This window comes from Agromyces atrinae, assembly GCF_013407835.1.
In the GTDB taxonomy this organism is placed as follows: domain Bacteria; phylum Actinomycetota; class Actinomycetes; order Actinomycetales; family Microbacteriaceae; genus Agromyces; species Agromyces atrinae.
This window is the reverse complement of sequence record NZ_JACCBI010000001.1, coordinates 3,556,843-3,579,135: the sequence shown is the minus strand read 5'-3', so window position 1 is coordinate 3,579,135 and position 22,293 is coordinate 3,556,843. Positions and strand designations below refer to the sequence as shown.

At 70.2% G+C, this 22,293-nt stretch carries 23 protein-coding genes and 1 riboswitch; of the genes, 13 read left to right on the top strand and 10 right to left on the bottom strand.

Annotation, left to right across the window (positions count from 1 at the left end; genetic code table 11):
* Positions 1 to 10 precede the first annotated feature (10 nt).
* From BJ972_RS16590 to BJ972_RS16565, 6 genes are read left to right on the top strand one after another with little or no spacing between them, the layout of a single operon-like run.
* Complete coding sequence (locus BJ972_RS16590) at positions 11 to 1,525, top strand: ABC transporter substrate-binding protein (RefSeq protein WP_129176131.1); 1,515 nt, start codon at positions 11 to 13, stop codon at positions 1,523 to 1,525.
* The gene (locus tag BJ972_RS16585; protein ID WP_129176193.1) at positions 1,522 to 2,514 is read left to right on the top strand and encodes an ABC transporter permease; all 993 of its coding nucleotides are present in this window, start codon (positions 1,522 to 1,524) and stop codon (positions 2,512 to 2,514) included. Before BJ972_RS16590 ends, BJ972_RS16585 begins: the two co-directional genes overlap by 4 nt.
* Complete coding sequence (locus BJ972_RS16580; protein WP_129176133.1) at positions 2,511 to 3,389, top strand: ABC transporter permease; 879 nt, start codon at positions 2,511 to 2,513, stop codon at positions 3,387 to 3,389. Before BJ972_RS16585 ends, BJ972_RS16580 begins: the two co-directional genes overlap by 4 nt.
* Positions 3,386 to 4,171 carry an ABC transporter ATP-binding protein gene (locus BJ972_RS16575; RefSeq protein WP_129176135.1) on the top strand — a complete coding sequence of 262 codons (786 nt, stop codon included), beginning with the start codon at positions 3,386 to 3,388 and terminating at the stop codon, positions 4,169 to 4,171. Before BJ972_RS16580 ends, BJ972_RS16575 begins: the two co-directional genes overlap by 4 nt.
* Entirely contained in the window at positions 4,168 to 4,953 is a 786-nt protein-coding gene (locus tag BJ972_RS16570) for an ABC transporter ATP-binding protein (RefSeq protein ID WP_241830858.1), read from the top strand. Before BJ972_RS16575 ends, BJ972_RS16570 begins: the two co-directional genes overlap by 4 nt.
* Before the next feature lie 23 nt (positions 4,954 to 4,976).
* On the top strand, positions 4,977 to 5,954 hold the full coding sequence (locus BJ972_RS16565) for a YeiH family protein (RefSeq protein ID WP_241830859.1): 978 nt from the start codon (positions 4,977 to 4,979) through the stop codon (positions 5,952 to 5,954).
* 27 nt (positions 5,955 to 5,981) lie between these two features.
* On the opposite strand, the gene BJ972_RS16560 is transcribed toward BJ972_RS16565, so the two are convergent.
* On the bottom strand, positions 5,982 to 6,350 hold the full coding sequence (locus BJ972_RS16560; protein WP_129176139.1) for a VOC family protein: 369 nt from the start codon (positions 6,348 to 6,350) through the stop codon (positions 5,982 to 5,984).
* A gap of 52 nt (positions 6,351 to 6,402) precedes the next feature.
* Positions 6,403 to 6,726, bottom strand: a complete 324-nt coding sequence (locus BJ972_RS16555; protein ID WP_129176141.1) for a DMT family transporter — start codon at positions 6,724 to 6,726, stop codon at positions 6,403 to 6,405.
* Positions 6,727 to 6,736: 10 nt separating this feature from the next.
* Positions 6,737 to 6,801: riboswitch (guanidine-III (ykkC-III) riboswitch) on the bottom strand.
* A 50-nt stretch (positions 6,802 to 6,851) separates the two neighbouring features.
* On the opposite strand from BJ972_RS16555, the gene BJ972_RS16550 reads away from it, so the two are divergent.
* From BJ972_RS16550 to BJ972_RS16540, 3 genes are all read left to right on the top strand, one after another.
* Positions 6,852 to 7,409: a cysteine hydrolase family protein gene (locus tag BJ972_RS16550; protein WP_129176144.1), complete on the top strand. Its 558-nt coding sequence runs from the start codon at positions 6,852 to 6,854 to the stop codon at positions 7,407 to 7,409.
* Between the two features lie 75 nt (positions 7,410 to 7,484).
* Entirely contained in the window at positions 7,485 to 8,777 is a 1,293-nt protein-coding gene (locus tag BJ972_RS16545) for an O-acetylhomoserine aminocarboxypropyltransferase/cysteine synthase family protein (protein WP_129176146.1), read from the top strand.
* 122 nt (positions 8,778 to 8,899) lie between these two features.
* The gene (locus BJ972_RS16540; RefSeq protein WP_241830862.1) at positions 8,900 to 9,391 is read left to right on the top strand and encodes a CoA-binding protein; all 492 of its coding nucleotides are present in this window, start codon (positions 8,900 to 8,902) and stop codon (positions 9,389 to 9,391) included.
* Positions 9,392 to 9,418: 27 nt separating this feature from the next.
* Here BJ972_RS16540 and BJ972_RS16535 read toward each other — a convergent pair whose 3' ends face one another.
* On the bottom strand, positions 9,419 to 9,979 hold the full coding sequence (locus BJ972_RS16535; RefSeq protein WP_129176150.1) for a DUF3060 domain-containing protein: 561 nt from the start codon (positions 9,977 to 9,979) through the stop codon (positions 9,419 to 9,421).
* 116 nt (positions 9,980 to 10,095) lie between these two features.
* Between BJ972_RS16535 and BJ972_RS16530 the strand changes: the two genes are divergently transcribed.
* A complete protein-coding gene (locus tag BJ972_RS16530; RefSeq protein ID WP_129176152.1) occupies positions 10,096 to 11,475 on the top strand; it encodes an L-serine ammonia-lyase in 1,380 nt (459 codons plus the stop codon).
* 3 nt (positions 11,476 to 11,478) lie between these two features.
* Here the strand turns inward: BJ972_RS16530 and BJ972_RS16525 are convergent, their stop codons facing one another.
* Positions 11,479 to 11,988: a rhodanese-like domain-containing protein gene (locus tag BJ972_RS16525; protein WP_129176154.1), complete on the bottom strand. Its 510-nt coding sequence runs from the start codon at positions 11,986 to 11,988 to the stop codon at positions 11,479 to 11,481.
* Between the two features lie 73 nt (positions 11,989 to 12,061).
* On the opposite strand from BJ972_RS16525, the gene BJ972_RS16520 reads away from it, so the two are divergent.
* On the top strand, positions 12,062 to 13,813 hold the full coding sequence (locus tag BJ972_RS16520; protein WP_129176156.1) for a cation:proton antiporter: 1,752 nt from the start codon (positions 12,062 to 12,064) through the stop codon (positions 13,811 to 13,813).
* Positions 13,814 to 13,989: 176 nt separating this feature from the next.
* Here the strand turns inward: BJ972_RS16520 and BJ972_RS16515 are convergent, their stop codons facing one another.
* The gene (locus BJ972_RS16515; protein ID WP_129176158.1) at positions 13,990 to 15,294 is read right to left on the bottom strand and encodes a M18 family aminopeptidase; all 1,305 of its coding nucleotides are present in this window, start codon (positions 15,292 to 15,294) and stop codon (positions 13,990 to 13,992) included.
* 53 nt (positions 15,295 to 15,347) lie between these two features.
* Between BJ972_RS16515 and BJ972_RS17815 the strand changes: the two genes are divergently transcribed.
* A complete protein-coding gene (locus BJ972_RS17815; protein WP_206736533.1) occupies positions 15,348 to 15,614 on the top strand; it encodes a four-helix bundle copper-binding protein in 267 nt (88 codons plus the stop codon).
* A gap of 15 nt (positions 15,615 to 15,629) precedes the next feature.
* Here the strand turns inward: BJ972_RS17815 and BJ972_RS16505 are convergent, their stop codons facing one another.
* The 3 genes from BJ972_RS16505 to BJ972_RS16495 form a co-directional block, all read right to left on the bottom strand.
* Complete coding sequence (locus BJ972_RS16505; protein WP_129176162.1) at positions 15,630 to 15,953, bottom strand: hypothetical protein; 324 nt, start codon at positions 15,951 to 15,953, stop codon at positions 15,630 to 15,632.
* Positions 15,954 to 16,030: 77 nt separating this feature from the next.
* The gene (locus tag BJ972_RS16500) at positions 16,031 to 16,978 is read right to left on the bottom strand and encodes a J domain-containing protein (RefSeq protein WP_129176164.1); all 948 of its coding nucleotides are present in this window, start codon (positions 16,976 to 16,978) and stop codon (positions 16,031 to 16,033) included.
* A 48-nt stretch (positions 16,979 to 17,026) separates the two neighbouring features.
* Complete coding sequence (locus BJ972_RS16495; protein WP_241830860.1) at positions 17,027 to 18,571, bottom strand: DUF7059 domain-containing protein; 1,545 nt, start codon at positions 18,569 to 18,571, stop codon at positions 17,027 to 17,029.
* A gap of 89 nt (positions 18,572 to 18,660) precedes the next feature.
* On the opposite strand from BJ972_RS16495, the gene BJ972_RS16490 reads away from it, so the two are divergent.
* Complete coding sequence (locus BJ972_RS16490; RefSeq protein WP_129176168.1) at positions 18,661 to 18,996, top strand: hypothetical protein; 336 nt, start codon at positions 18,661 to 18,663, stop codon at positions 18,994 to 18,996.
* A 13-nt stretch (positions 18,997 to 19,009) separates the two neighbouring features.
* Here BJ972_RS16490 and BJ972_RS16485 read toward each other — a convergent pair whose 3' ends face one another.
* Both BJ972_RS16485 and BJ972_RS16480 read right to left on the bottom strand, forming a co-directional pair.
* Positions 19,010 to 20,854, bottom strand: a complete 1,845-nt coding sequence (locus BJ972_RS16485) for a thioredoxin domain-containing protein (protein WP_129176170.1) — start codon at positions 20,852 to 20,854, stop codon at positions 19,010 to 19,012.
* Between the two features lie 9 nt (positions 20,855 to 20,863).
* Positions 20,864 to 22,291 carry an NtaA/DmoA family FMN-dependent monooxygenase gene (locus tag BJ972_RS16480; protein ID WP_241830861.1) on the bottom strand — a complete coding sequence of 476 codons (1,428 nt, stop codon included), beginning with the start codon at positions 22,289 to 22,291 and terminating at the stop codon, positions 20,864 to 20,866.
* Positions 22,292 to 22,293: the final 2 nt, after the last annotated feature.

The window sequence follows — 22,293 nt, the reverse complement described above, 5'->3', positions numbered from 1 at the left end:
CGGATTCACCATGCCCCGCCGTTCCCTCACCGCCGTCGCCGGCGGAATCGCCGTCGCTGCAGCGCTCGTCCTCGCCGGGTGCTCGTCGCCCTCGGCCGCTCCCGCTGCCGGAGGTGCCGCCGACCCCGACGCGATCATCACCGTCGGGTCGCAGAACGAGCCGACGAGCCTCGACCAGATCGGCGGTGGAAGCTCGGGCGTGACCGAGGTCTTCACCGGGAACGTCTACGAGGGCCTCTTCCGCATCACCGACGACGCCGAGGTCGAGCCGCTCCTCGCCGCCGAGACCTCGGTCTCCGACGACGGCCTCACTTACACGTTCACGCTCGCCGACGCGACGTTCCACTCGGGCGACCCGGTCACGGCCGACGACGTCAAGTACAGCCTCGAACGCTTCATCAGCGAAGAGTCGATCGCGGCCCGCAAGCGCCAGCTGAGCGTCATCGACACCGTGACCGTCGTCGACGACAAGACCGTCGACGTGACGCTCGTCTCGAAGTCGGTGAGCTTCACCTACAACCTCGGTTACGTGTGGATCGTCAACGACACCGCAACCGACCGCGCGACGACAGAAGACGGTTCGGGCCCCTACACGCTCGCCGACTACCGCAAGGGCGACTCGATCACGCTCGACCGCTACGCCGACTACTGGGGTGACGAGCCCGCCAACGGCGGCGTCGTCTACCAGTACTACGCCGACCCGACCGCGCTCAACAACGCCCTTCTCACGGGCGCCGTCGACCTCGTCACGAGCCAGTCGAACCCCGATGGTCTCGCCCAGTTCGACAACGACGACTTCACGATCATCGAGGGCACCTCGACGACCAAGGAGATCCTCGGCCTCAACGACCGGATCGCCCCGTTCGACTCGGTCGACGTGCGCAAGGCCATCTACTCGGCGATCGACCGCGAGCGCCTCCTCGACTCGATCTGGGACGGCCGCGGCCAGCTCATCGGCTCGATGGTGCCCCCGTCGGAGCCGTGGTACATCGACCTCGCCGACAACAACCCGTACGACGTCGAACTCGCCGAAGACCTCCTCGCTCAGGCGGGCTACGCCGACGGCTTCGAGTTCACGATCGACACCCCCGACAGCGGTGTGCACTCGACCGTCGCCGAGTTCATCAAGTCGGAGCTCGCGAAGGTCGGCGTCACGGTGAACATCAACATCATCACCGACGACGAGTGGTACGAGAAGATCTACACGAACCACGACTTCCAGGCGACGCTCCAGGGCCACGTCAACGACCGCGACATCAACTTCTACGGCAACCCCGACTTCTACTGGGGCTACAACGACGCCGACGTGCAGACGTGGCTCGCCGAGTCGGAGGCCGCTGACAGCGTCGAGGCCCAGACCGATCTCGTCAAGCTCGCCAACCAGAAGATCTCGGATGACGCGGCGAGCGTGTGGCTCTACCTCAACCCGCAGCTGCGCATCGCCGCATCGACGGTGACGGGTGTTCCCGAGAACGGGCTCAACTCGCTCTTCTACGTCGCCGGTATCGCGAAGGCGGCCTCATAGCCGCGTATCTGCTCCGTCGCACCGGCCTGCTCCTCCTGAGCCTCGCGCTCGCGGCGGCGCTGCTCTTCCTCGTGCTCCGGGTTCTCGGCAACCCGGTGTACGCCCTGATCTCGGTCGGGGCCACCGAAGAAGACATCGCCGCCGCAGCCGCGAGGCTCGGTGTGGACAGGCCGATCGGCGAGCAATTCGTCGAGTACATACAGCAGCTCGTCACCCTCGATCTCGGTACGTCGTTCACCAACCAGCTCTCGGTCGGCGACGAGATCGCCCGGCGGTTGAACGTCACACTCCCGCTCACCCTCATCTCCTTCGCGCTCTCCGTGCTCATCGCGATCCCGGTCGGCTTCATCGCCGCGTGGCGCTCACGCACCTGGTACGGCACGGCGTTCTCGGCCGCGACGCAGCTCGGCGGCGCGATCCCCGTGTTCTGGGTCGGCATCCTCCTCATCACGGTGTTCGCCCTGCAGAATCGCTTCCTCCCCGCCGGCGGATTCCCGCGCAGCGACTGGGCCGACCCGGCCGACGCCCTGCGATCTCTCACCCTCCCCGTGCTCACGATCGCGATCGTCGCGGGCAGCGATCTCGCGCGGTACGTCCGCAGCGCGACGCTCGACGTGCTCGGGCAGGTCTACCTCCGCACGGCGCGCGCGACGGGTCAGAGCTTCGGCGGCGCGATCTGGCGCCACGGCGTGCGCAACGGCATCGTCCCGGTCATCTCGATCCTCGCTATCCAGCTGTCGACGACGTTCGTCGGCGCCGTGATCGTCGAGAACGTCTTCGGCCTCCCCGGCCTCGGCGACATGCTCCTCACGGCGATCCGCGAGCGCGACTTCCCGAGCGTGCAGGGCGTCGTGCTCTTCTCCACCGTGCTCGTGCTCGGCCTCGGCTTCGCGGCCGACGTCACCCAGCGCATCATCGACCCGCGCCTGCGCACGACCCTGTCGGGCAATCGCCGCGCGGGCAGCCGCCGAGCGGCGGTGAGCGCATGACCGATACGGCCCTCCGACCGGATGACGCGGTGACGCGACCCTCGTCGGCCGCACGTCGCCGTCGTCGGGCGTCGCTCAACCTCATCGCGGGCGCCGTGCTCTTCGGCATCGTCCTCATCACGGCGATCGTCTCGGTCATCGCGACGCCGTACTCCCCCGACGACACCACGGGCGGTCGCCTGAGCGCCCCGTCGCTCGAGCACTGGGCCGGAACTGACCGGCTCGGGCGCGACGTCTTCACCCAGCTCATGATCGGCGCACGCCTCGCGATGCTCGTCGGATTCGGCTCGGTCGTCATCGCCGCCGTCGTCGGAATCGCGATCGGCCTCCTCGCGGCGTTCTCGACGCGGTGGATCGACGACGCGATCTCGACGCTCATCGACATCGCGATCGCGTTCCCGACGCTCCTCCTCGCGATGCTCATCGTCGCGTGGCGGGGTGCGTCGCTCGAGTCCGCGATCCTCGCGATCGGCCTCGCGGGCGCGACGGTCATCGCCCGTCTGACGCGGCTCGTCACGGTCCGGGTACTGCGCGAGGACTACATCACGGCGTCCCGGGTCTCGGGCACGTCGTCGTTCCGCATCCTCGGTCTCCACGTCCTGCCGAACGTCTGGCCGACGCTCGCCGTGCCGCTCGCGCTGCAGTTCGGCGGCGCCGTCGTCGCCGAGGCGTCGCTCTCCTACCTGGGCCTCGGGTCGCCTCCGCCGAACGCCTCGTGGGGGCGACTGCTCCAGGAGGCGCAAGCGACCGTGCTCGTCGCGCCGATCGGAGCCATCGCCCCGGGCATCCTGCTCGTCGCGACCATCATCGGCGTGAACCTCCTCGTCGACGGCCTCCGCGACGTCATCGACCCGACGCAGAGGGGCGGCCGATGAGCATCCTCCTCGACATCCGCGGACTCCGCGTCACGGGCGATGACGGCGCCCTCGTCGATGGCGTCGACGCGACGATCGCCTCCGGCGAGCGCCTCGGAGTCATCGGCGAGTCGGGCTCGGGCAAGAGCCTGACGGCGCTCTCCGTGCTCGGCCTCCTGCCGCACCCGCTGCGCGCGGAGGGCTCGATCCTGCTCGGCGACGTCGATGTCGTCACCGCGCGGCAGCGCCGCCTCGACGCGGTGCGCGGGGCCGTCGTGAGCGCCGTCTTCCAGGAGCCGCTCACGGCCCTCGACCCGCTCATGCGCGTCGGCAAGCAGCTCGCGTGGCCTCTCAGGAAGCACCGGGGGCTTCGCGGCGACGCGCTGCGCCGGGCCGTGCTCGACGCGCTCTCGGCCGTTCAGCTCGACGACCCCGAGCGCATCGCACGCTCGTACATCCACGAGATCTCCGGCGGTCAGCGCCAGCGCGTCGCGCTCGCGATCGCCCTCGCGTGCGAGCCGCGCCTCCTCATCGCCGACGAACCGACGACGGCCCTCGATGTGACCGTGCAGGCCGGCATCCTCGATCTCCTCGACGAGGAGGTCCGCGAGCGGGGCATGTCGCTGCTCTTCATCAGTCACGACCTGCCCGTCGTCTCGCGCATCGTCGATCGCGTCATGGTCATGAGGGCGGGAGCCGCCGTCGAGACGGGCACGGTCGATCAGGTGCTGCGCGCGCCCGCACATCCGTACACGGCGACGCTCGTCGCCTCCGCACGCGGACTGGAGGCGCACCTGCCGTGACCGATTCGCCGATCCCGCCGCTCCTCGCGGCCGAGAACCTGACCTTCCGCTACCCGGGAGCCGAGCGCGACGTCCTGCGCGGCGTCGACCTCTCCGTCGGGCCCGGCGCGAGCCTCGGACTCGTCGGCGAATCGGGTGCGGGCAAGTCCACGATCCTGTCGCTCCTCCTCGGGCTGCAGCGGCCGACGGGCGGGCGCATCCTCGTCGACGGTGCACCGCTCGACCTGTCGCGCCCCGCGTCGCGTCTCGCCTATCGCCGCACGGTGCAGACGGTCTTCCAGGACCCCTACTCGTCGCTCGACCCTCGGATGCGCGTCGGCCGCTCGATCGCCGAGCCGCTCCGCTCGCTCGGAATCGAGCCCGACGCCCGCGCGCGCGAGGCACGCGTGGCCGAGCTCCTCGCCGACGTCGGGCTGCCGGCCGATGCCGCAACGCGCTACCCGAACGCCTTCTCGGGCGGTCAGCGACAGCGCATCGCGATCGCTCGGGCCCTCGCCGCCGAGCCCCGTGTGCTCCTCGCCGACGAGCCGGTGAGCGCCCTCGACACGTCGGTGCGCCTGCAGATCATCGAGCTCCTGCAGCGACTCGCGCGCGAGCGTTCGCTCTCGCTCCTCCTCGTCTCGCACGACCTCACGATCGTCGCGGCCCTCTGCGAACGGATGTCGGTCATCGAGTCCGGTCGGATCGTCGAGTCAGGGCAGACGACCGACATCCTCACGGCACCGAGCGATCCCTACACGCAGCGACTGATCGCCGCCGTGCCGCGCCTCCCCTCCGCCTGACGCTGCGCCGGTAGCGTGTGATGGTGCGGAGCCTCGGATCGGGAGTCGCCGTCGCGATCGCGGCGGCGCTCGTCGCGTGGGCGCTGCACTCCGTCTGGCCCGCGGCGCCGCTCCTCACGATCGCCGTCGTGCTCGGCATCGCCGTCGGTCAGTTCCCCGCCTTCCGGCGAGCGCGCGCGAACCGCCTCGGCGCGGGTCTGCGGTGGAGCGCCCGCACGCCGCTTCGCGCCGGCATCGTGCTGCTCGGCCTGCAGCTGAGCCTCGTCGACATCGTCGCTCTCGGCCCCGTCACGATCGCGACGACCGTCGCCATCGTTGTGGTGACGTTCTTCGCGACGTGGTGGCTCGGCCGCCTGCTCGGGCTGAGCGGTCAGCAGCCCCTCCTCGTCGCGAGCGGCTTCTCGATCTGCGGCGCCTCGGCGATCGGCGCGATGGCGCACGCGGTTCGCGCCCGAGACGAGGACCAGTCGATCCCCGTCGCGCTCGTCACGCTGTGCGGAACACTCGCGATCGCGATCCTGCCGCTCCTCCGTCATCCGCTCGGCCTTACCGATGCGGGCTTCGGCCACTGGGTCGGCGCGAGCGTGCACGACGTGGGTCAGGTCGTCGCGACGGCGCAGATCGCCGGAACGACCGCTCTCGCCGTCGCCGTCGTCGTGAAGCTCACGCGCGTCGTGCTGCTCGCCCCGATGGTGGCCGTCGCGAGCGGCATCGAGCGCCGGCGCTCGGTCGAACCGGGCGCGCGTCCGCCGATCGTGCCGCTCTTCATCGTCGGCTTCCTCGCTGCCGTCGCGCTCAACACCCTCGTGCCGCTCCCCGGCGCGCTGCTCGAGACGGCCGGGTTCATGCAGACGGCGCTCCTCACCACGGCGCTCTTCGCGCTCGGCACCTCGGTCGACGTGACGAAGCTCGCGGCGACGGGGTGGCGTGCACTTGTCGTGGGCCTCACCTCGTGGGCCCTCATCGCGACGCTCGCGTACGGCGCCGTCCTCGTCGGCTGAGCACTGCTCGCGAGGCCGTCCAGCCGCTCAGCCGCCGGGGCTCATCGTCGTGTCGATGACGCAGAACCGGTTGCCCTCGGTGTCTTCGAGGATCACGTAGTCGGCGTCCGGCGGGTAGCGATCCCAGTCGATGTGGCGCGCGCCGAGCGCGAGGAGCCGCTCGATCTCGGCAGCCTGGTCGTCGGCGTAGAGGTCGAGGTGCATGCGCGGCGGGAGCGACACCTGTGCACGACCGAGTTGAAGCGCGAGACTCGCGCCCGTGCCCGACACCGGATCGAGGATCACCCAGTCGTCGTCGGGCTCGCGACGCGGTCGATAGTCGAGCGCCGCAGACCAGAAGGCGAGGGCGCGCGGCAGGTCGTCGACGCCGAGGACGGTCGTTCCGAGAGTGAGCATGCTCCAGCCTGACGCCGCCCGCCCGCAACGGCAAGAGCCGGGATGCGGGGCCTCAGTGACCGGTGTCGACGAGCTTGAGTCCGACGATGCAGCCGACGAGACCGACGAGAAGCAGGATCTTGACCCACGAGACATCCGTGTCGCCCGTGATCATCGCCCACGCGACGGTGAGCGACGCACCGATGCCGACCCAGACGGCGTACGCCGTTCCCGTCGAGATGTCGCGCATCGCCCAGGCGAGACCGCCCATGCTCACGACGAGGGCGACACCGAAGATGATCGACGGCCAGAGCTTCGTGAAGCCCTCCGACTTGCCGAGCGCTGTCGCCCAGACGGCCTCGAGAACGCCCGAGGCGATGAGGATGATCCATGACATGACTGACCTCCGTGGCCAGTCTTGTCGCGTTCCGGGTACTGATCCGTCGTCCGGGGCCGGTCATCTCGGCCTGACCCGAGCGTAGCAAAGCTCCCTGCGCAGGCACCGTGCACGAGGATAGCTGTATGAACCTCGACGACAACGCCGCCCTCATCGTCATCGACGTGCAGCAGGGATTCGGCGACGCGGTGTGGGGCGCGAGGAACAACCCGCGCGCCGAGGAGAACATCGAACGGCTCCTGACCGCGTGGACGGCGGCGGCGCGGCCGATCGTCCTCGTGCGACACGACTCCGTCTCGCCCGGTTCGCCGCTCGGCGCCGGAACCGCCGGCAACGCGCTGCAGCCGTTCGTCGCCGCGGTCCCGCACGAGCTCCTCGTCACGAAAGACGTCAACTCCGCCTTCTACGGCGACCCCGATCTCGCGGCGTGGCTCGGTGAGCGCGGCATCCGCCAGATCGTCGTCGTCGGCATCCAGACCAACATGTGCGTCGAGACGACGGCGCGCATGGGCGGCAACCTCGGATTCGACGTCATCGTGCCGATCGACGCGACCCACACCTTCGATCTCGAGGGGCCGGCGGGGATCGTCCTGCGCGCCGACGACCTCGCCCGGGCGACCGCGGTGAACCTCCACGGCGGCGGGTTCGCACGGGTCGTCGAGACCGACGAACTCGTCGGCTGATCGCGAGCGGCGAGCGTTGCTCCGCGTTACGGCCGGCAGCCGGAGCGGGTGCGCCGACGCAGTAGCGTTGAACCCATGGCAGATCGCGAATACGGCTTCAAGACCCGCTCGATCCACGCGGGCAACATTCCCGATGCGGTGACGGGTTCACGCGCCCTTCCGATCTACCAGTCGAGTGCGTTCGTCTTCGACGACACCGCCGACGCCGCGGCACGATTCGCGCTGCAGAAGTACGGCAACATCTACTCGCGTCTCGCGAACCCCACGGTCGCGAGCTTCGAAGAGCGCGTCGCGAGCCTCGAGGGCGGCCTCGGTGCCGTCGCCACGGCGAGCGGCCTGTCGGCGCAGTACATCACCTTCGCGAGCCTCGCGGGCGCCGGCGACCACATCGTGGCGAGCGCCAACCTCTACGGCGGCTCGATCACCCAGCTCGACGTCACGCTCCGCCGCTTCGGCATCGAGACGACGTTCGTGCAGAGCTCCGACCCGGCCGACTACGCCGCGGCCATCACCGAGAAGACCAAGGCGCTCTTCGTCGAGACGATCGCCAACCCGTCGGGCGCCGTCGCCGATCTCGAGGGCCTCGCCGATGTGGCGCACGCCCACGGCATCCCCTTCATCGTCGACTCGACCATCGCGACGCCCTACCTCAACCGCCCGATCGAGTGGGGTGCCGACATCGTGACGCACTCCGCCACCAAGTTCCTCGGCGGTCACGGCACGACGCTCGGCGGCGTCGTCGTCGAGTCGGGTCGGTTCGACTGGCACTCCGACAAGTTCCCGCTCTTCGGGCAGCCGGTTCCGAGCTACGGCGGGCTGCAGTGGTCGGGCAACTTCGGCGAGTACGCGTTCCTCACGCGCCTCCGCGCCGAGCAGCTCCGCGACATCGGCCCGGCGCTCGCTCCGCACTCGGCCTTCCTCCTCGCGCAGGGCGTCGAGACGCTCCCGTACCGCATCCAGGCGCACGTCGACAACGCACGCGCCGTCGCCGAGTGGCTCGAGGCCGACGACCGCATCGAGCGCGTCTGGTGGGCGGGCCTCGCCAACCACCCGCACTTCGACCGGGCGCAGAAGTACCTGCCGAAGGGGCCGGGCTCGGTCTTCAGCTTCGAGGTCAAGGGCGGCCGCGCCGTCGGCCAGAAGCTCATCGAGTCGGTCAACCTCGCGAGCCACCTCGCCAACATCGGCGACGCGAAGACGCTCATCATCCACCCGGCATCCACGACCCACGCGCAGCTGACCGATCAGCAGCTCGTCGACGCGGGCGTCCTGCCGGGCGTCGTGCGCCTCTCCGTCGGCATCGAAGACGTCGACGACATCATCTACGATCTCGACCAGGCTCTCTCGGCCGCCACGAAGGGCGAATGATGACCACCGACACCTCGACCGCGATCCTCGACGACGCCGCCACGACCGGCGACGACATCGAGACCGTCCGACTCGTCAACGGCCTCTCGTGCTCGCTCCCCGCGAACTCGCCGCTCGCCAAGCTGCTGAAGTCGCAGCGCACATGGGCCGGCCCCGACGCCAAGCAGCGACTCGGCATCCTGCGGGCTGCGAAGTCTGTCGCGATCGTCGGCGCCTCACCGAACCCCGCGCGTTCGAGCTACTTCGTCGGCACGTACCTGCAGCAGTCGAGCGACTACCGTCTGTACTTCGTGAACCCGAACGCCGACGTCATCCTCGGTCAGCCCGCATACGCGAGCCTCACCGACCTGCCCGAGGTTCCCGATATCGTCGTGGTGTTCCGCCGCGGCAGCGACATCCCGCAGGTCGTCGACGAGGTCGTCGCCGCGGGAGCGAAGACGATCTGGGTCCAGCTCGGCATTTGGAACGAAGAGGCGGCCTACTACGGCGAAGAGCAGGGGCTCACCGTCGTCATGGACCGCTGCATCAAGGTCGAGCACGCCCGCTTCCACGGCGGACTGCACCTGCTCGGCTTCGACACCGGCCAGATCTCGGCGCGCAAGACCATCCGCTAGGCGGCCGCCGCGCGAGGGGCTATAGCGTCAGCGCGTCTCGACGCGGTTGTCGATGCCGGTGTCGTTCACCGATCCCGGCGCACCATCCGACTCGACCGTGTTCTTGGTGCCGACGAGCACGAGGCTGCCGATTCGCCCCGCGTCGAGGTCGTTGCTGTCTCCGGTGATCTCGGCCGAGTCGAGCGCTTCGGCGTCGATCTCGTTCGCATTTCCGCGCACGACGAGCGACGCCGCATCGCTCTGCAGGTCGAGATCGATCTGCTGACCCTCGACGAGCACGCTCCCGGCCGAGGCGATCTCGACGTCGAGAGCATTGCCGCGCACCGTCACCGATGCGCACGAACCGGTGACGTCGATGTCGATCGCGTCGCCACCGACCTCGATGTCCTCGCCGTCGGCGCACGCGAAGGCCTGATCGCCCGAGCCGTCGTTCGGTCGCGCGTCGCTCGACGCCGCCGGTCGATCGTCGCGATCGGAGGAGTCGTCGCGATCGACCATCCACACGGGCACGCACCCGGCGAGCATGACGAGCAGGGTCGCCGCTCCGGCGACGGCGGTGAGGGTTCGAGCGGTTCGAGCGGTTCGCATGCGTCCAGCCTAGAGGCCGCGCTCGTGGAAGATTCGTGCACGAGATTCCCCACTCTCCGCAGGAATCCTGCGGCGGCATCAGGATTGCTGCGCACCCTGCGGCGTAGCCTGGGAAGGTGACAGCGTTCGTCTCAGCTCTCGATCTCTTCTCGATCGGGATCGGCCCCTCGAGCTCCCACACGGTGGGACCGATGCGGGCCGCGCGAGCCTTCGCGACCGAGCTCGCCGAGAAGGCCGTGCTCACCCGCACCGCCCGCATCGTCTGCACCCTCTACGGGTCGCTCGGCGCGACCGGGGTCGGCCACGGCACCCCCGGCGCCGTCATCGCCGGCCTCGGCGGGGCCGAGCCCGAGACGTGCGACCCCGATGCCGTGCGTACCCTGTGGGAGTCGTGCCCTGTCCGCCTCGCGCTCTCGGGCGGCCACACCATCGACTTGAGCGCGAGCGACATCGAGTTCGAGCCACGCACGCGCCTGCCCGGCCACTCGAACGGCCTCCGCTTCGCCGCGCTCGACGACGAGGGCGACGTCCTCCACGCCGCGACCTTCTACTCGGTGGGCGGCGGGTTCATCACGCGCGCTCAGGATGACGGTCGAGCCGCCGCGGTCGGCCGCTCCGCGTCATCCGCCCCGCCCCTCCCCTACTCGAGCGCCGCCGAGCTCCTCGCCCTGTGCGACAGCGAGGCGGTGTCGATGTGCGATGTCGCCTACCGCAACGAGGTCGCCTTCCACGGTGCGCCGCGCATCGAGGAGGGTCTCGATGCGATCTGGGCGGCCATGTCGGAGTGCGTCGATCGGGGTCTCGACCGCTCGGGCACCCTGCCGGGCGGGCTCGGCGTGCGGCGACGCGCCGCCTCGGTGCGCGAGCGTCTCGACGACTACGACCTCACCGCTCACGAGCGTGACACGTCGACCGAATGGCTGCACGCGTTCGCTCTCGCCGTCAATGAGGAGAATGCCTCGGGCGGCCGTGTCGTCACGGCTCCGACGAACGGCGCGGCGGGCATCATCCCCGCGGTCGGCCGGTACTACCTCCGATTCGTGCCCGGAGCCGACGCCGGCGGCATCCGTCGTTATCTCCTGACGGCGACGGCGATCGGCTCCCTCTTCAAGGCGAACGCCTCGATCTCCGGGGCGGAGGGCGGATGTCAGGCCGAGGTGGGTTCCGCGTGCGCGATGGCGGCCGGCGGCCTGTGCGCCGTGCTCGGCGGAACGCCCCACCAGATCGAGAACGCGGCCGAGATCGCGATGGAGCACCACCTGGGGCTCACGTGCGATCCGGTCGGCGGCCTCGTGCAGGTGCCGTGCATCGAGCGCAACGCGATCGCCGCGTCGACCGCGGTCTCCGCCGCCCGTCTCGCCCTCCACGGCGACGGCTCGCACATCGTGTCGCTCGATGCCGTCATCGAGACGATGCGTCAGACCGGGCTCGACATGAAGACGAAGTACAAGGAGACGAGTCGCGGCGGCCTCGCCGTCAACGTCATCGAGTGCTGATGCTCAGCAGCCGCAACTCGGCGCCGGTTCTCCCGCCGCGGTGATCCCGCCGCTCGTGGGCCCCGTCAGAGCATCGACGGGAAACTGGACGACACCCTCGTCGGTCTCGAAGGTGTAGCCCTCGCGCGCCCAGTACTCGAAGCCGCCGATCATCTCCTTGACCGGGTAGCCGAGCAGGCTGAGGGCGAGCGCCGCCTTCGTGCCGCCGTTGCACCCGGGGCTCCAGCAGTAGACGACGACGGGCGTGCCGGCGGGGATGAGTGCGGGCGCCTCGTCGGCGATACGGCGCGTCGGGAGGTGCACGGCTCCGGGAACCCGGCCCTGCGCCCACGCCGCGTCGCTCCGCGAATCGACGACGACGAAGCCGGGTGCGCCGGCACCGAGCTCGGCCGCGACATCGCTCGCGTCCGTCTCGAACGCGAGGCGACGGCGGAAGTGCTCAGTCGACTCGGCGGGCGTCGGCAGCACGGTGAAGACGCCGACGGCGGCTCCGGTGACGGTGGTTTCGCTCATGCCCCCAGCCTCTCCGATCGGGAACGTCGCGTCCGCGCGCGAGCCGGTCGATGTTCCTCGATATCCTGCCAGGATGGGATTCGGCGAGACCTTCCTCCTCCTCTTCGGCGCACTCGCCGTCACCGCGTTCGCACGCTGGCGCGGCTGGTCGGCGCCGCTGCTCGTGACGGCCGTGGCTCTCGTGGTGTCGTACATCCCCGGCATCCCGACGTTCGAGATCGACGGCGAGCTCATCCTCACCCTCGTGCTGCCGCCGCTCCTCTACTCGGCGGCCCTCGACGTCTCGTTCCTCAACTTCCGCAACTCCCTGCCGCAGATCCGCAACCTCGGCATCTGGCTCGTCGTCGCGACGACCGTCGTCGTCGGCGGCATCGCGTACCTCATCATGCCGTCGCTCACCCTCGCCGGCGCGCTCCTGCTCGGTGCGATCGTCTCCCCGCCCGATGCCGTCTCGGCCGCATCGATCGGCCGACGCCTCGGGCTGCCGCGCCGCGTGATGACGGTCATGTCGGGCGAGAGCCTCATCAACGACGCGAGCTCGCTCACGCTCTTCCGGGTCTTCCTCGCGATCGTCGCGGGCTCGACGGTCACGTGGGGCGACGGCATCACCGACTTCCTCCTCGCCGTCGGAGTCGGCGTCGGCCTCGGTCTCGTGATCGGTCGCATCGTCACGGCCATCCGCCGGCGTCTCGACGACCCGGTCGTGCTCGGCACCTTGGGGCTCCTCGTGCCCTTCGCCGCCTACGCGATCGCCGAGCGCTTCGAGGGCTCGGGCGTGCTCGCCGTCGTGACGACGGGGCTCATCGTCGGTTTCAACGCCCCGCGCACGAGCTACGCGACGCGCCAGCAGGAACGGCCGGTCTGGCTCTCGATCGATCTCCTCCTCGAGGGCTTCGTCTTCGCGCTCATCGGCCTGCAGCTCCACGACGTCGTCTCCGACGTGTGGTCGAGTCCCCTCGGCCCGTGGCGGAGCCTCGGCCTCGCGGTCGCGGTGTTCGCGGCCGTCGTGCTCGTCCGCCCGATCTGGATCTTCGGCAACCACGGCATCCTTCGCCTCCTCGCGCCGCTCAGCGCCCGGCGGCGTGCCCGCCGCGAGCTCCGCCTCGACGAGTTCGAACGGAGGAAGGATGCCGAGTTCGATGCGCGCGGAGTGCCGGCCGATCATCCTCGACGGCGCCGTCGTCCCCGGCCGCCGTCGGATCAGTCGCTCCTCTCCATCCCCGAACTGACCGTGCTGTCGTGGGCCGGCATGCGCGGCGTCGTCACGCTCGCGACGGCGACGGCGATCCCCGTCGGAGCGGGGCTCGGACTGCCCGAAGCCGAGCGGCAGACCATCTTCCTCGTCGCCTTCGCCGTGACGGTCGGCACGCTCCTCGTGCAGGGGCTCACGATGCCGGCGCTCATCAAGCGGTTGGGGCTCAACTCCGAGGCCGAAGAGCAGCAGGATGCCGCCGAGCTCGCCGCGGTCCGCTCCCGCGCCGCCGCGGTCGGCCTCGCCTACCTCGAAGAGCGCCGCGACGAGTGGCGGCAGAAGTACGGTGCCGAGGCGACGGATGCCGTCTTCGACCGCTTCACCGCGACGCTCGAACGCATCGACGCGGGAGCGGAGGCGGCCGAGGAGCTCGCCGACGACGAGAGCGCCGATCGACGCCGCGATCAGCTCATCGAACTCAGCCGTGGCTGGCTCGCGGTGCGTCGCTCCGTGGTGCTCGACGAGCGCGACGCCGGCAACCTCAACGAGGAGGTCATGCGACGCCTCGTCGTGAGCCTCGACGCCGAGGAGCTCGCGCTCGACACCCTCGCCTCACAGCGCGACGACCGCTGAGGAACACCCCCGGCCCCGTCATCCGCCCCGCTCATCCCGGCCCGCTCGCTCCACCCACCCGCACCACCGCGTGCGCGGATGCTGCGGTCGGCGGCGATCACCGCGTGTCGGATGACGGTGGGCGGCGTGCCTCTCGATTCCGCAGCATCCGTGACCGGGCACGCCCCGGCGCAGGGTCAGCTGCGGGGCGTGAAGAAGGCGCTCGCGACGCGTGCGAGGGCGGCGAGGTCGTCGACGTGGGCGAGTTCGCGAGCGGAGTGCATCGAGAGCAGCGGAACGCCGACGTCGACCGTGCGGATGCCGATGCGCGTCGCCGTGAGCGGACCGATCGTCGAGCCGCACGGGATCTGGTTGTTCGAGACGAACTCCTGGAACTCGACGCCCGCCTGCCAGCACGTGCGCGCCCAGAGCGCGGCTCCGTGGGCGTCGGTCGCGTAGCGCTGGTTGGCGTTGATCTTGAGGAGGGGGCCACCGCCCGCGACGGGACGGTTCACGGGGTCATGACGCTCGGGATAGTTCGGGTGCACCGCGTGCCCGGCGTCGGCCGAGAGGCACCAGGAGCCCGCGATCGCCTGCCGCTGCTCGGCCTCGGTCGCGCCGAGCGCATCGCCGAGCCGGACGAGCACATCGGCGAGGAACGGGCCCGACGCGCCTGATCGCGACTCGGAGCCGAGCTCCTCGTGGTCGAAGGCCGCGAGCACCGAGATGTGGGTGTCGGCGGGTGTCGTCGTCGCCCGGGCGTGGAGCAGCGCGGTGAGCCCCGCGAACACCGATGAGAGGTTGTCCATGCGCGATGCGGCGAGGAGGGAGCGGCCCTGACCGAACCGCTCGGCGCGCTGGGTGGGGGCGGTGAGCAGGTCGAACCCGGCGATGTTCTTCGAGCGCACCCCGGCGATACCGGCGATGTGCGCGAGGAGGTCGGCGCGACTCGCATCGCCCACACCCCAGATCGGCTGGATGTGCCGCTGCTTGTCGAGGGTCAGCCCGTTGTTCACCTCACGGTCGAGGTGGATCGCGAGCTGCGGGATGCGGAGCAGCGGCCCTGTGCGCACGAGCGTCTCCGTGCCGTCGATCGAGACGATCCGGCCGGCGAGCTCGAGCTCGCGGTCAAGCCACGAGTTGAGGAGCGGGCCGCCGTAGATCTCGACGCCGGCCTGCAGCCAGCCGGCACTCCCCGTCGTCGGCTTCGGCTTGAGCTTGAACGCGGGCGAATCGGTGTGCGCGCCGAGGATGCGGTACGGCGTCGTCGGGGTGGCATCCGCGGGCACGATCCAGGCGATGACCGCACCGTCGCGCACGACGTAGTTGTACGACGGCCCCGCCGCTCGCGTCTCGGCCCAGTCGACGGTCTCGTCGAGTCGGCTGAACCCGGCGGCATCGAGCCGCGTCGCCACCGCAGCGGCCGCGTGATACGACGACGGCGAATCGGCGATGAACGCGGAGAAGTCGTCGATGTACGCGTCGGTGGCAGCAGAACTCATACCTCTATCCAACACCGTGCGCCTGAACGTTGTGGCCGACATATGACGGCTGTGTGACAGCTGTTCACGAGACGCTGACAACGAGAATCGGTCGGGTACCAGCACTCACGGCACGACGTGCACGGCGCACGTCGGGCATGCAGATGGCGTCGATGATGGCGATGCTCTCCGCCATGATGACGCAGGCCGAAGCGTGCGCCGCGGAGTGCATGAAGTACGCCGACATGCACGAGGACTGCCGGATGTGCGCCGAGGTCTGCCGTCAGTGCGCCATGGCGTGCAGCGAGATGATGGCCTCGATGTCGGACTCGATGGCCTGAGTCGGTCCGCGCCGATCAGGCGACGGCGATGCTGCGGCGGTCCGAGCCGACCGCGATGACGCCGTAGACGAGGTGCACGGCGACGGGTTCGTCGACCGATGCGCCGATGCCCGCGTGCGACCAGACGTCGACGGTGCCCCCGTCGAGCAGGGAGAGTGTGCTCCAGCCCGAGGCATCCGTTGCGACGACGATCGCGTCGCGCCACTGACCCGTGGTCGTCTCCGCGACGCGCGCTTGCATGGCGCCGAGGAGATGACCGGGACGCTGCATCGTGCAGCGCTCACCGGCGTGCGCCGTGCACGTCGTGCCGTGAGTGCTGGTACCCGAGCATTGCGTCATCTCGACCTCCGTGCGAGCGAGCCTAGGCCGACTCGATCGACCGTGCACGGGCCGGCGTCACACGACGCAATGGCCGGTCAGGCGAACCGCACGCTCTGCTGGAGGCGCGTGCGGACCTCCATGAGATCCGTGCCACCGATGCGCGCCGCACCCGGCAGACCATCGCGCAGCACCTGCGCGAGACGACTGCGCTGCACGAGTGCCGTCACCGCCCCGCGGGACGAGCCGACGATCTCGACGCCCTCGGCGCTCGCGTCGTCGGGGACGACGATGAGGAGGGCCGTGACCTTCACCTTGGCGGCCTTGGCGACCGACTTCGCGCGGAGTGCCAGGGCGTGCATCGGCCGTTCGCCCGCGAGCGCCTCTCCGATGAGTTCGCCGCGACGCACCCGCACCTCTCCACCCCAGTCTTCGGATGCGATGGCGTAGAGACCGCTCGGGCCGAGCACGAGATGGTCGAGCTTCGGCAGGAGCGCGGAGAGTCGCGAGACGTTCGAGCCGGCATCCGTCGCGACGTCGTGCCAGATGGTGAACGCGATTCCGAGGGTCGAGAGCGTTCGCGCGGTCGCCTCTTCGGCGAGCGCGTTGGCGAGGGCGTGGCGGATCTCCGTCGGGGCGCTCCGCACGAGACTCGGTTCGTAGGGGTCGCCGAGGTCGGCGCCGCGACCCGACCACTCGCGCATGAGATCGAGGAAGCGCTCGCGCGAGAGACCGCCGGGGTGACCGTACGACCTCGCCGAGGGCCGGGTGTCGCGGCGCGGCGCGGCCGTGCGTGCGGTGGCCCAGACCGCTGAGTCGTCGTCGGTCTGCCCGCTCGTGCCACGGTCGTACGCCGATCGACTCGACGACGTGCCGATCTTCTCCCACGCGACCTGGACGGCGTGGAAGCGCGCAGCATCGCCACCGGCGTCGGGGTGCGTCTCGCGGAGCATCCGTCGATAGGCGCGCTTCAGTTCGTCGTCGGTCGCCGAGCTGGAAACCCCGAGCACCTCGTAGGGCGTGGCCGACGTGGGACTCTCGTGCATCGCATCGACATTACTCTGCCTGGCTCGGGGTCCGCCGAGAATGCCCGGTCAGCTCGTTCGCGCGTCGACCCGGCGGACGGCGCCCGCCGGGAGGAGGAAGCCTCCGAGCACGAGCTCGCGCGCATCGACGACGAGCTCCGCCGCGACCGCGGCACCGTCGACGCCGAGCAGATCTCCGAGCGCCGCAGCGATCGCGCCGAGGCTCAGGTCACCGTCGCTCGCGCCGACGAACGCGGTGAGCGCGGTGCCCGCGACGACCTGTCGGCCGAAGCCGCCGCCCTGCCGGAGGATCATCGCCGTCGGGTCTTCATCGCCGGGCCAGTAGTGGCGCTCGACGGTGACATCCGGCGCGACGGTGAACGCGACCGCCTCCAGTTCGGCGTCCGGCAGACCGGCAATACGGTCGTGGGCGTCGAGGCAGTCGGCGAGGTGGAGCCCGAGAGGGGTCGTGCCGAGGGGCGTGACGACGCGTTCCGCACGTCGGAGGAGCGGCTGCCCGATGGGCTTCCTCACGAGCACGTAGCCGAAGCCGACCGCGTCGACCCCGCGATGCTCGAAGTCCTCGAGCCAGGCATCGGCGAGTCGGTCGAACTCCTCCGTGCCGGGCCGCGTGCCGCCGTCACGAATCCAGGTCTCCGCGTACTCGGCGGCGTCCTGACGCTCACGTTCGACGATCCAGTACTCGAGCCCCGACCCCTCGAGCCACGCCTCGATGCGTTCGAGCCCGTCGACGCCGTCGCGGTACTCCCAGTTGGCGAGGAACTGCGCGATCCCGCCGGGTTCGAGGATGTCGGCGGTGCCGCGCACGACGGATTCGACGAGCGCGTCGCCGACGAGTCCGCCGTCGCGGTACTCGTAGGAGGGAACACCCTCGATGCGCGGGGTGATGACGAACGGCGGATTCGACACGAGGCGGTCGAACGTCTCACCCTGCACCGGGGCGAAGAGGTCGCCGAGACGCAGCTCGACGCCCTCGATGCCGTTGAGGTCGAGGTTCAGACGTGCGAGGCGGATCGCGCGCTCCGAGATGTCGGTGGCGACGACGGCGTCGGCGAATCGCGAGGCGTGCATCGCCTGGATTCCGCAGCCCGTGCCGAGGTCGAGCACGCGCCGCGCTCGCTCGGGGATCATGAGCGAGCTGAGACTCATCGACGCGCCGCCGACGCCGAGCACGTGGTCCTCGGGCAGTGCGCCGCCGCGTGCGAGTTCCCCGAGATCGGAGAGGAGCCACCAGTGGCCCGCGCCGACACCGTCGTCGAACGAATAGGGGCGGAGGTCGAGCGCCGCGTGCACGAGGCCGTCCTCGATGTCGAGGAGGCCGAGTTCGCGGGCCGCGGCGAGCCCGAGCGTCGGGAACGCGGTCGTGGTTTCCTCTGTCGTGAGCGGTTCGTTCAGCAGGAAGAGGCGCACGAGAAGTGACAGGGGCGATGGCTCGCGGTGCAGGATCCCGCGCCGAGCCGGAACTCGATTGCCGCGCTCGAGGGCCGCGGTAGCCTCCTCGCCGAGGAGCTCGTCGACCCGCTCGACGCGGTAGTCGGCCGCCTCGAGATCGTGCCGGAGAGCGAGGAGTGCGTCGTTCGTCGAGGGAGCCACTCCCCCATTCAACCGTGTGTGACGATGAGAAATGCGACCGACACAATCCGCGCTTAGCCTAGAGAGGTCCACGAGGGGGGAGGCGAGAGATGGCTGAGACGGAACGCACGCTCGAACGAATGCGTCAGGACGCGCGCGACGAGCTCGCCGCTCTCATCGATCTGCGCTGCCGTCTCGGCGAGGATCCGTGGGAGTTCCTGCCCGACCTTCCGTCGGTCGACGAGCAGGTCGTTGCGACGATCCGCGAAGAACTCATCCACTCCGAGGACTGGCGCGGTCTCCGAGCCCGCGCGTACCATCCGACGGCGCGCGACGGGGATGTCGAGAAGTTCGAGTTCCAGCTCCTGCGTCAGATCTCGCTCGAGCACCCCGATCTGAGCGGTGCCGTGTGGAGCATGCTGGGTCGCGTTCCGACCTCGTGGTGAACCGACGGCGAGTTCAGACTCCGCCGTCGAGCGCGTCGGCGTCCGTCACCGGAAGCCGGCACACGAAGTCCCGGCACACATAGGCCGTCGCCCGCGAACCGCGCACGCCCCGACCGGCGAAGAGCTCGAAGCCGGACTCGGCGAGCTCGGCTGCGGCGCGCTCGGTCACGACAGCGGTGACGGATGACGGCAGCGACCTCGCTCGTCCGATGAGCGCCGCGGCTCTCGTGTCGGCGGTGTCGGCGTCATCCGGAACGACCACCACGATCTGCACGAGCGCACCGTCGAGCCGCTCGAGGGCGGTGAGTGCCGAACCGAAGGAGAGCGGCTGCGCGAGAGCGAGAGCGGACACACGGGAGAGTGCGCCTTCGGCGGCCTGTCGATACGCGTCGACGCCGGTGAGCGCGAAGAGATCGAGCGCCGCGTCGGAGCACGCGGAGATCTCTGACGGGTAGGCGCCCTCCGACGGATCCGCTTCCCGCGCGTGCCCGTGCTCGACGAGCACCGCGTCCCCTCCTCCCGGCGGGCGGAAGCCGTCGGCGGTGAGCACTTCGTCGATCAGCCGTCGCCCCTCGACGAGGTAGCGCGGATCGCCCGCGGCGAGACCGAGTGCGAGCAGCGCTCCCGCGAGCATCCCGTAGTCCTCGAGCGTCGCCGCGGCCTCGGAACGGTCGGCTCCCCGCGAGACCCGGGCGAGAGCGCGGTCGGCGTCGCGCGCGAGCAGCACGTCAGCCGCCTCCCGCGCGGCGTCGAGGTAGTCGGCATCGCCCAGCACCGTGCTCGCTCGGGCGAGTGCGCCGATGGCGAGTCCGTTCCACCCCGTGAGGGTCTTGTCGTCGAGGGCGGGCGCGTCGACGAGCGACCTCGCCTCGAGATCGAGCGCGTAGTACCCGCCCTCGGTGCGTCGGCCGTCGATGACGCTCTCCGAGTCCTGACCGCTCGCGAACGTGCCGTCGGGAAGCCGGAGGACGTCGATCAGGAAGCGCGCGATGCCACGCGCGACCGTCGCCGACCACGTCGACCCGGTGCGCGCGTGGATGCGCGTGTACAGGTCGAGGAGGAGCGCATTGTCGTAGAGCATCCGCTCGAAGTGCGGATGGGTCCAGTCGGGCTCGGTCGCGTAGCGGAAGAAACCGCCTTCAACCGGGTCTCGGAGCGCCGAGCTGCCCATCTTCCTGGCGATGCGCTCGGCGACGACAGCGCTCTCCCCACCGTGCTGCTCGAGGAAGATCAGAGCGGGTGCGACGGGGAACTTCGGAGCGGTGCCGAAACCGCCGAACCGCGGGTCCTCCGCGCCGGCGAGGCGGCGGGCGGCATTGTCGATCAGGTCGGCGCCGACTCGAGTGCCACCTGTATCGGGGCGCACGGCGTCGACGGCATCCGAGACGGCCGTCGCCGCCTGCTCGACCTCATCGCGTCGTTCGGTCCACGCGTCATCGACCGCGTCGAGCACCTGCCGGAACGACGGCGTGCCCCCGCGCGGCTCGGGCGGAAAGTACGTGCCCGCGAAGAACGCACGCCCGTCGGGGGTCGCGAACACCGTGAGCGGCCAACCGAGGTTCGACGTGAACGCACTCGCCGACGCGAGATACCGCGAATCGACGTCGGGGTGCTCTTCACGGTCGACCTTGATCGTGACGAGCTTCTCGTTCATCACGGCGGCGATCGCGGGGTCGGAGAAGCTCTCGCGCGCCATGACGTGGCACCAGTGACAGGTCGCGTAGCCGATCGAGATGAGCACGGGGACGTCGCGGCGACGAGCCTCGGCGAATGCCTCGCGACCCCACGGATACCAGTCGACGGGATTCGCGGCGTGCGAGCGCACATACGGACTGATGGCGCCGTCCAAGCGAGTCATAGCCGCAGTCTACGAGGCGCCGACGACCTCGTCGAAGCCCGCGAAGCGCTGCGCCGCGGTGCGGACGAGCGGAACACGGTGGGTGTTCTCCGGCCGACCGAGCCCGAGGTGCTCGCGGAGGGTGCGCCCTTCGTACCCGCTCCGGAACCGACCGCGACGCACGAGTTCGGGAACGACGAGTTCGGTGAACGCCGCGAACGGCGCGGGGAGGAACGGCGACTGCACGACGAATCCGTCGACGGCGCCGAGGTCGACCCACTCTTCGAAATGATCGGCGACGGATGACGCGTCGCCCACGATCACGGGAGCTGGCACGGCGTGAGTTGCGAGCACGTGCCGGTAGGTGATCGCACGATCGCCGGTCTCGAGCGATCGACCCGTGCGCGCGGCGACGAGGGCGAGCAGCTGCTGCCCGTACTCGTTGAAGCGAGCCGCCGCTCGGCGGGTGACCGGTTCGTCGAGCTCGACGTTCGTGAGCGGTGTATCGATCACCTGGGCGAGCGAGCGGAGCGATCGCGCCGACGGCAGCGCGCCTCCCGCATTGTCGTCGCCGACGGGCAGCAGCCGAACGAGCTCGTCGAAGATGGCCCACGATTCCGGGACCGTGTCCGCGACGATCGGCATGATCGGCGCGACGAGAAGCACGTCCTCCGCTGCACGGCCCGCGGCGAGGGCGTGCTCGGCGATCTCGCGCCGGATGGCCACACCCTCGGACGGCGCACCGATCGCGACGAGCGCCACATCGGCGTTGCGACCCGCGAAGCGAAGGGATGCCGCGGAGCTGCCGGCGTGGATGATGGGTGGGTGACCTTGCGGGGGTCGCGGCGCGTTCAGGGGCCCCGCGACGTGGACGAAGTCTCCGTCGAAGTCCGTCGCATGCAGGCCCTCGGCGTCGATGAGTCGGCCCGTCGACCGATCGGCGACGAAGGCGTCGTCGTCCCAGCTGTCCCAGAGCGAACGAAGCGCGTCGACGAACTCCTCCGCGTGCTCGAACCGGCGATCGGCGGGTACGGGTGCCACACCGAAGTTCGCGTCGGCGCCGGTGTCGGAGGAGACGGCCAGACCGATCGCCACTCGCCCCGAGCTCAGCACGTCGGAGGAAGCGGTGGCACGCGCTGTCGCGTACGGACCGGAGTAGCTTGCATTGATGGTGCCCACGAGACCGATCCGCCGCGTGATGCCGGCGGCGAAGGTCACCGCCGAGAGCGGGTCGACGCGTGCGAGGAGGTAGGGGTCGCGGTGCTCGAGGTCGAGACCCGTCGAGAGCCACTCCCCGAAGTAGAGGAAGTCGAGCCCTGCGGCCTCGGCGAGCTTGGCCGTACGGCGGAGGACGGTCGCGTCGGCCCGTGGGTCACGATGCGCTCCGGCGTGCCGCCACCCCGATGGGTAGGCACCGAGCGCCCGAAACATCGCACCGAGTACGATCGGGCGCGTCACCG

Excerpts from the sequence above, each read along its gene's own strand:
- BJ972_RS16525 (WP_129176154.1), bottom strand. The coding sequence starts at position 11,988 with ATGAGCGAAACCACCGTCACCGGAGCCGCCGTCGGCGTCTTCACCGTG.
- BJ972_RS16490 (WP_129176168.1), top strand. The coding sequence starts at position 18,661 with ATGGCTGAGACGGAACGCACGCTCGAACGAATGCGTCAGGACGCGCGC.
- BJ972_RS16560 (WP_129176139.1), bottom strand. The coding sequence starts at position 6,350 with ATGCTCACTCTCGGAACGACCGTCCTCGGCGTCGACGACCTGCCGCGC.
- BJ972_RS16550 (WP_129176144.1), top strand. The coding sequence starts at position 6,852 with ATGAACCTCGACGACAACGCCGCCCTCATCGTCATCGACGTGCAGCAG.
- BJ972_RS16545 (WP_129176146.1), top strand. The coding sequence starts at position 7,485 with ATGGCAGATCGCGAATACGGCTTCAAGACCCGCTCGATCCACGCGGGC.
- BJ972_RS16520 (WP_129176156.1), top strand. The coding sequence starts at position 12,062 with ATGGGATTCGGCGAGACCTTCCTCCTCCTCTTCGGCGCACTCGCCGTC.
- BJ972_RS16500 (WP_129176164.1), bottom strand. The coding sequence starts at position 16,978 with ATGCACGAGAGTCCCACGTCGGCCACGCCCTACGAGGTGCTCGGGGTT.
- BJ972_RS16555 (WP_129176141.1), bottom strand. The coding sequence starts at position 6,726 with ATGTCATGGATCATCCTCATCGCCTCGGGCGTTCTCGAGGCCGTCTGG.
- BJ972_RS16505 (WP_129176162.1), bottom strand. The coding sequence starts at position 15,953 with ATGACGCAATGCTCGGGTACCAGCACTCACGGCACGACGTGCACGGCG.
- BJ972_RS16580 (WP_129176133.1), top strand. The coding sequence starts at position 2,511 with ATGACCGATACGGCCCTCCGACCGGATGACGCGGTGACGCGACCCTCG.
- BJ972_RS16535 (WP_129176150.1), bottom strand. The coding sequence starts at position 9,979 with ATGCGAACCGCTCGAACCGCTCGAACCCTCACCGCCGTCGCCGGAGCG.
- BJ972_RS16590 (WP_129176131.1), top strand. The coding sequence starts at position 11 with ATGCCCCGCCGTTCCCTCACCGCCGTCGCCGGCGGAATCGCCGTCGCT.
- BJ972_RS16515 (WP_129176158.1), bottom strand. The coding sequence starts at position 15,294 with ATGAGTTCTGCTGCCACCGACGCGTACATCGACGACTTCTCCGCGTTC.
- BJ972_RS16485 (WP_129176170.1), bottom strand. The coding sequence starts at position 20,854 with ATGACTCGCTTGGACGGCGCCATCAGTCCGTATGTGCGCTCGCACGCC.
- BJ972_RS16575 (WP_129176135.1), top strand. The coding sequence starts at position 3,386 with ATGAGCATCCTCCTCGACATCCGCGGACTCCGCGTCACGGGCGATGAC.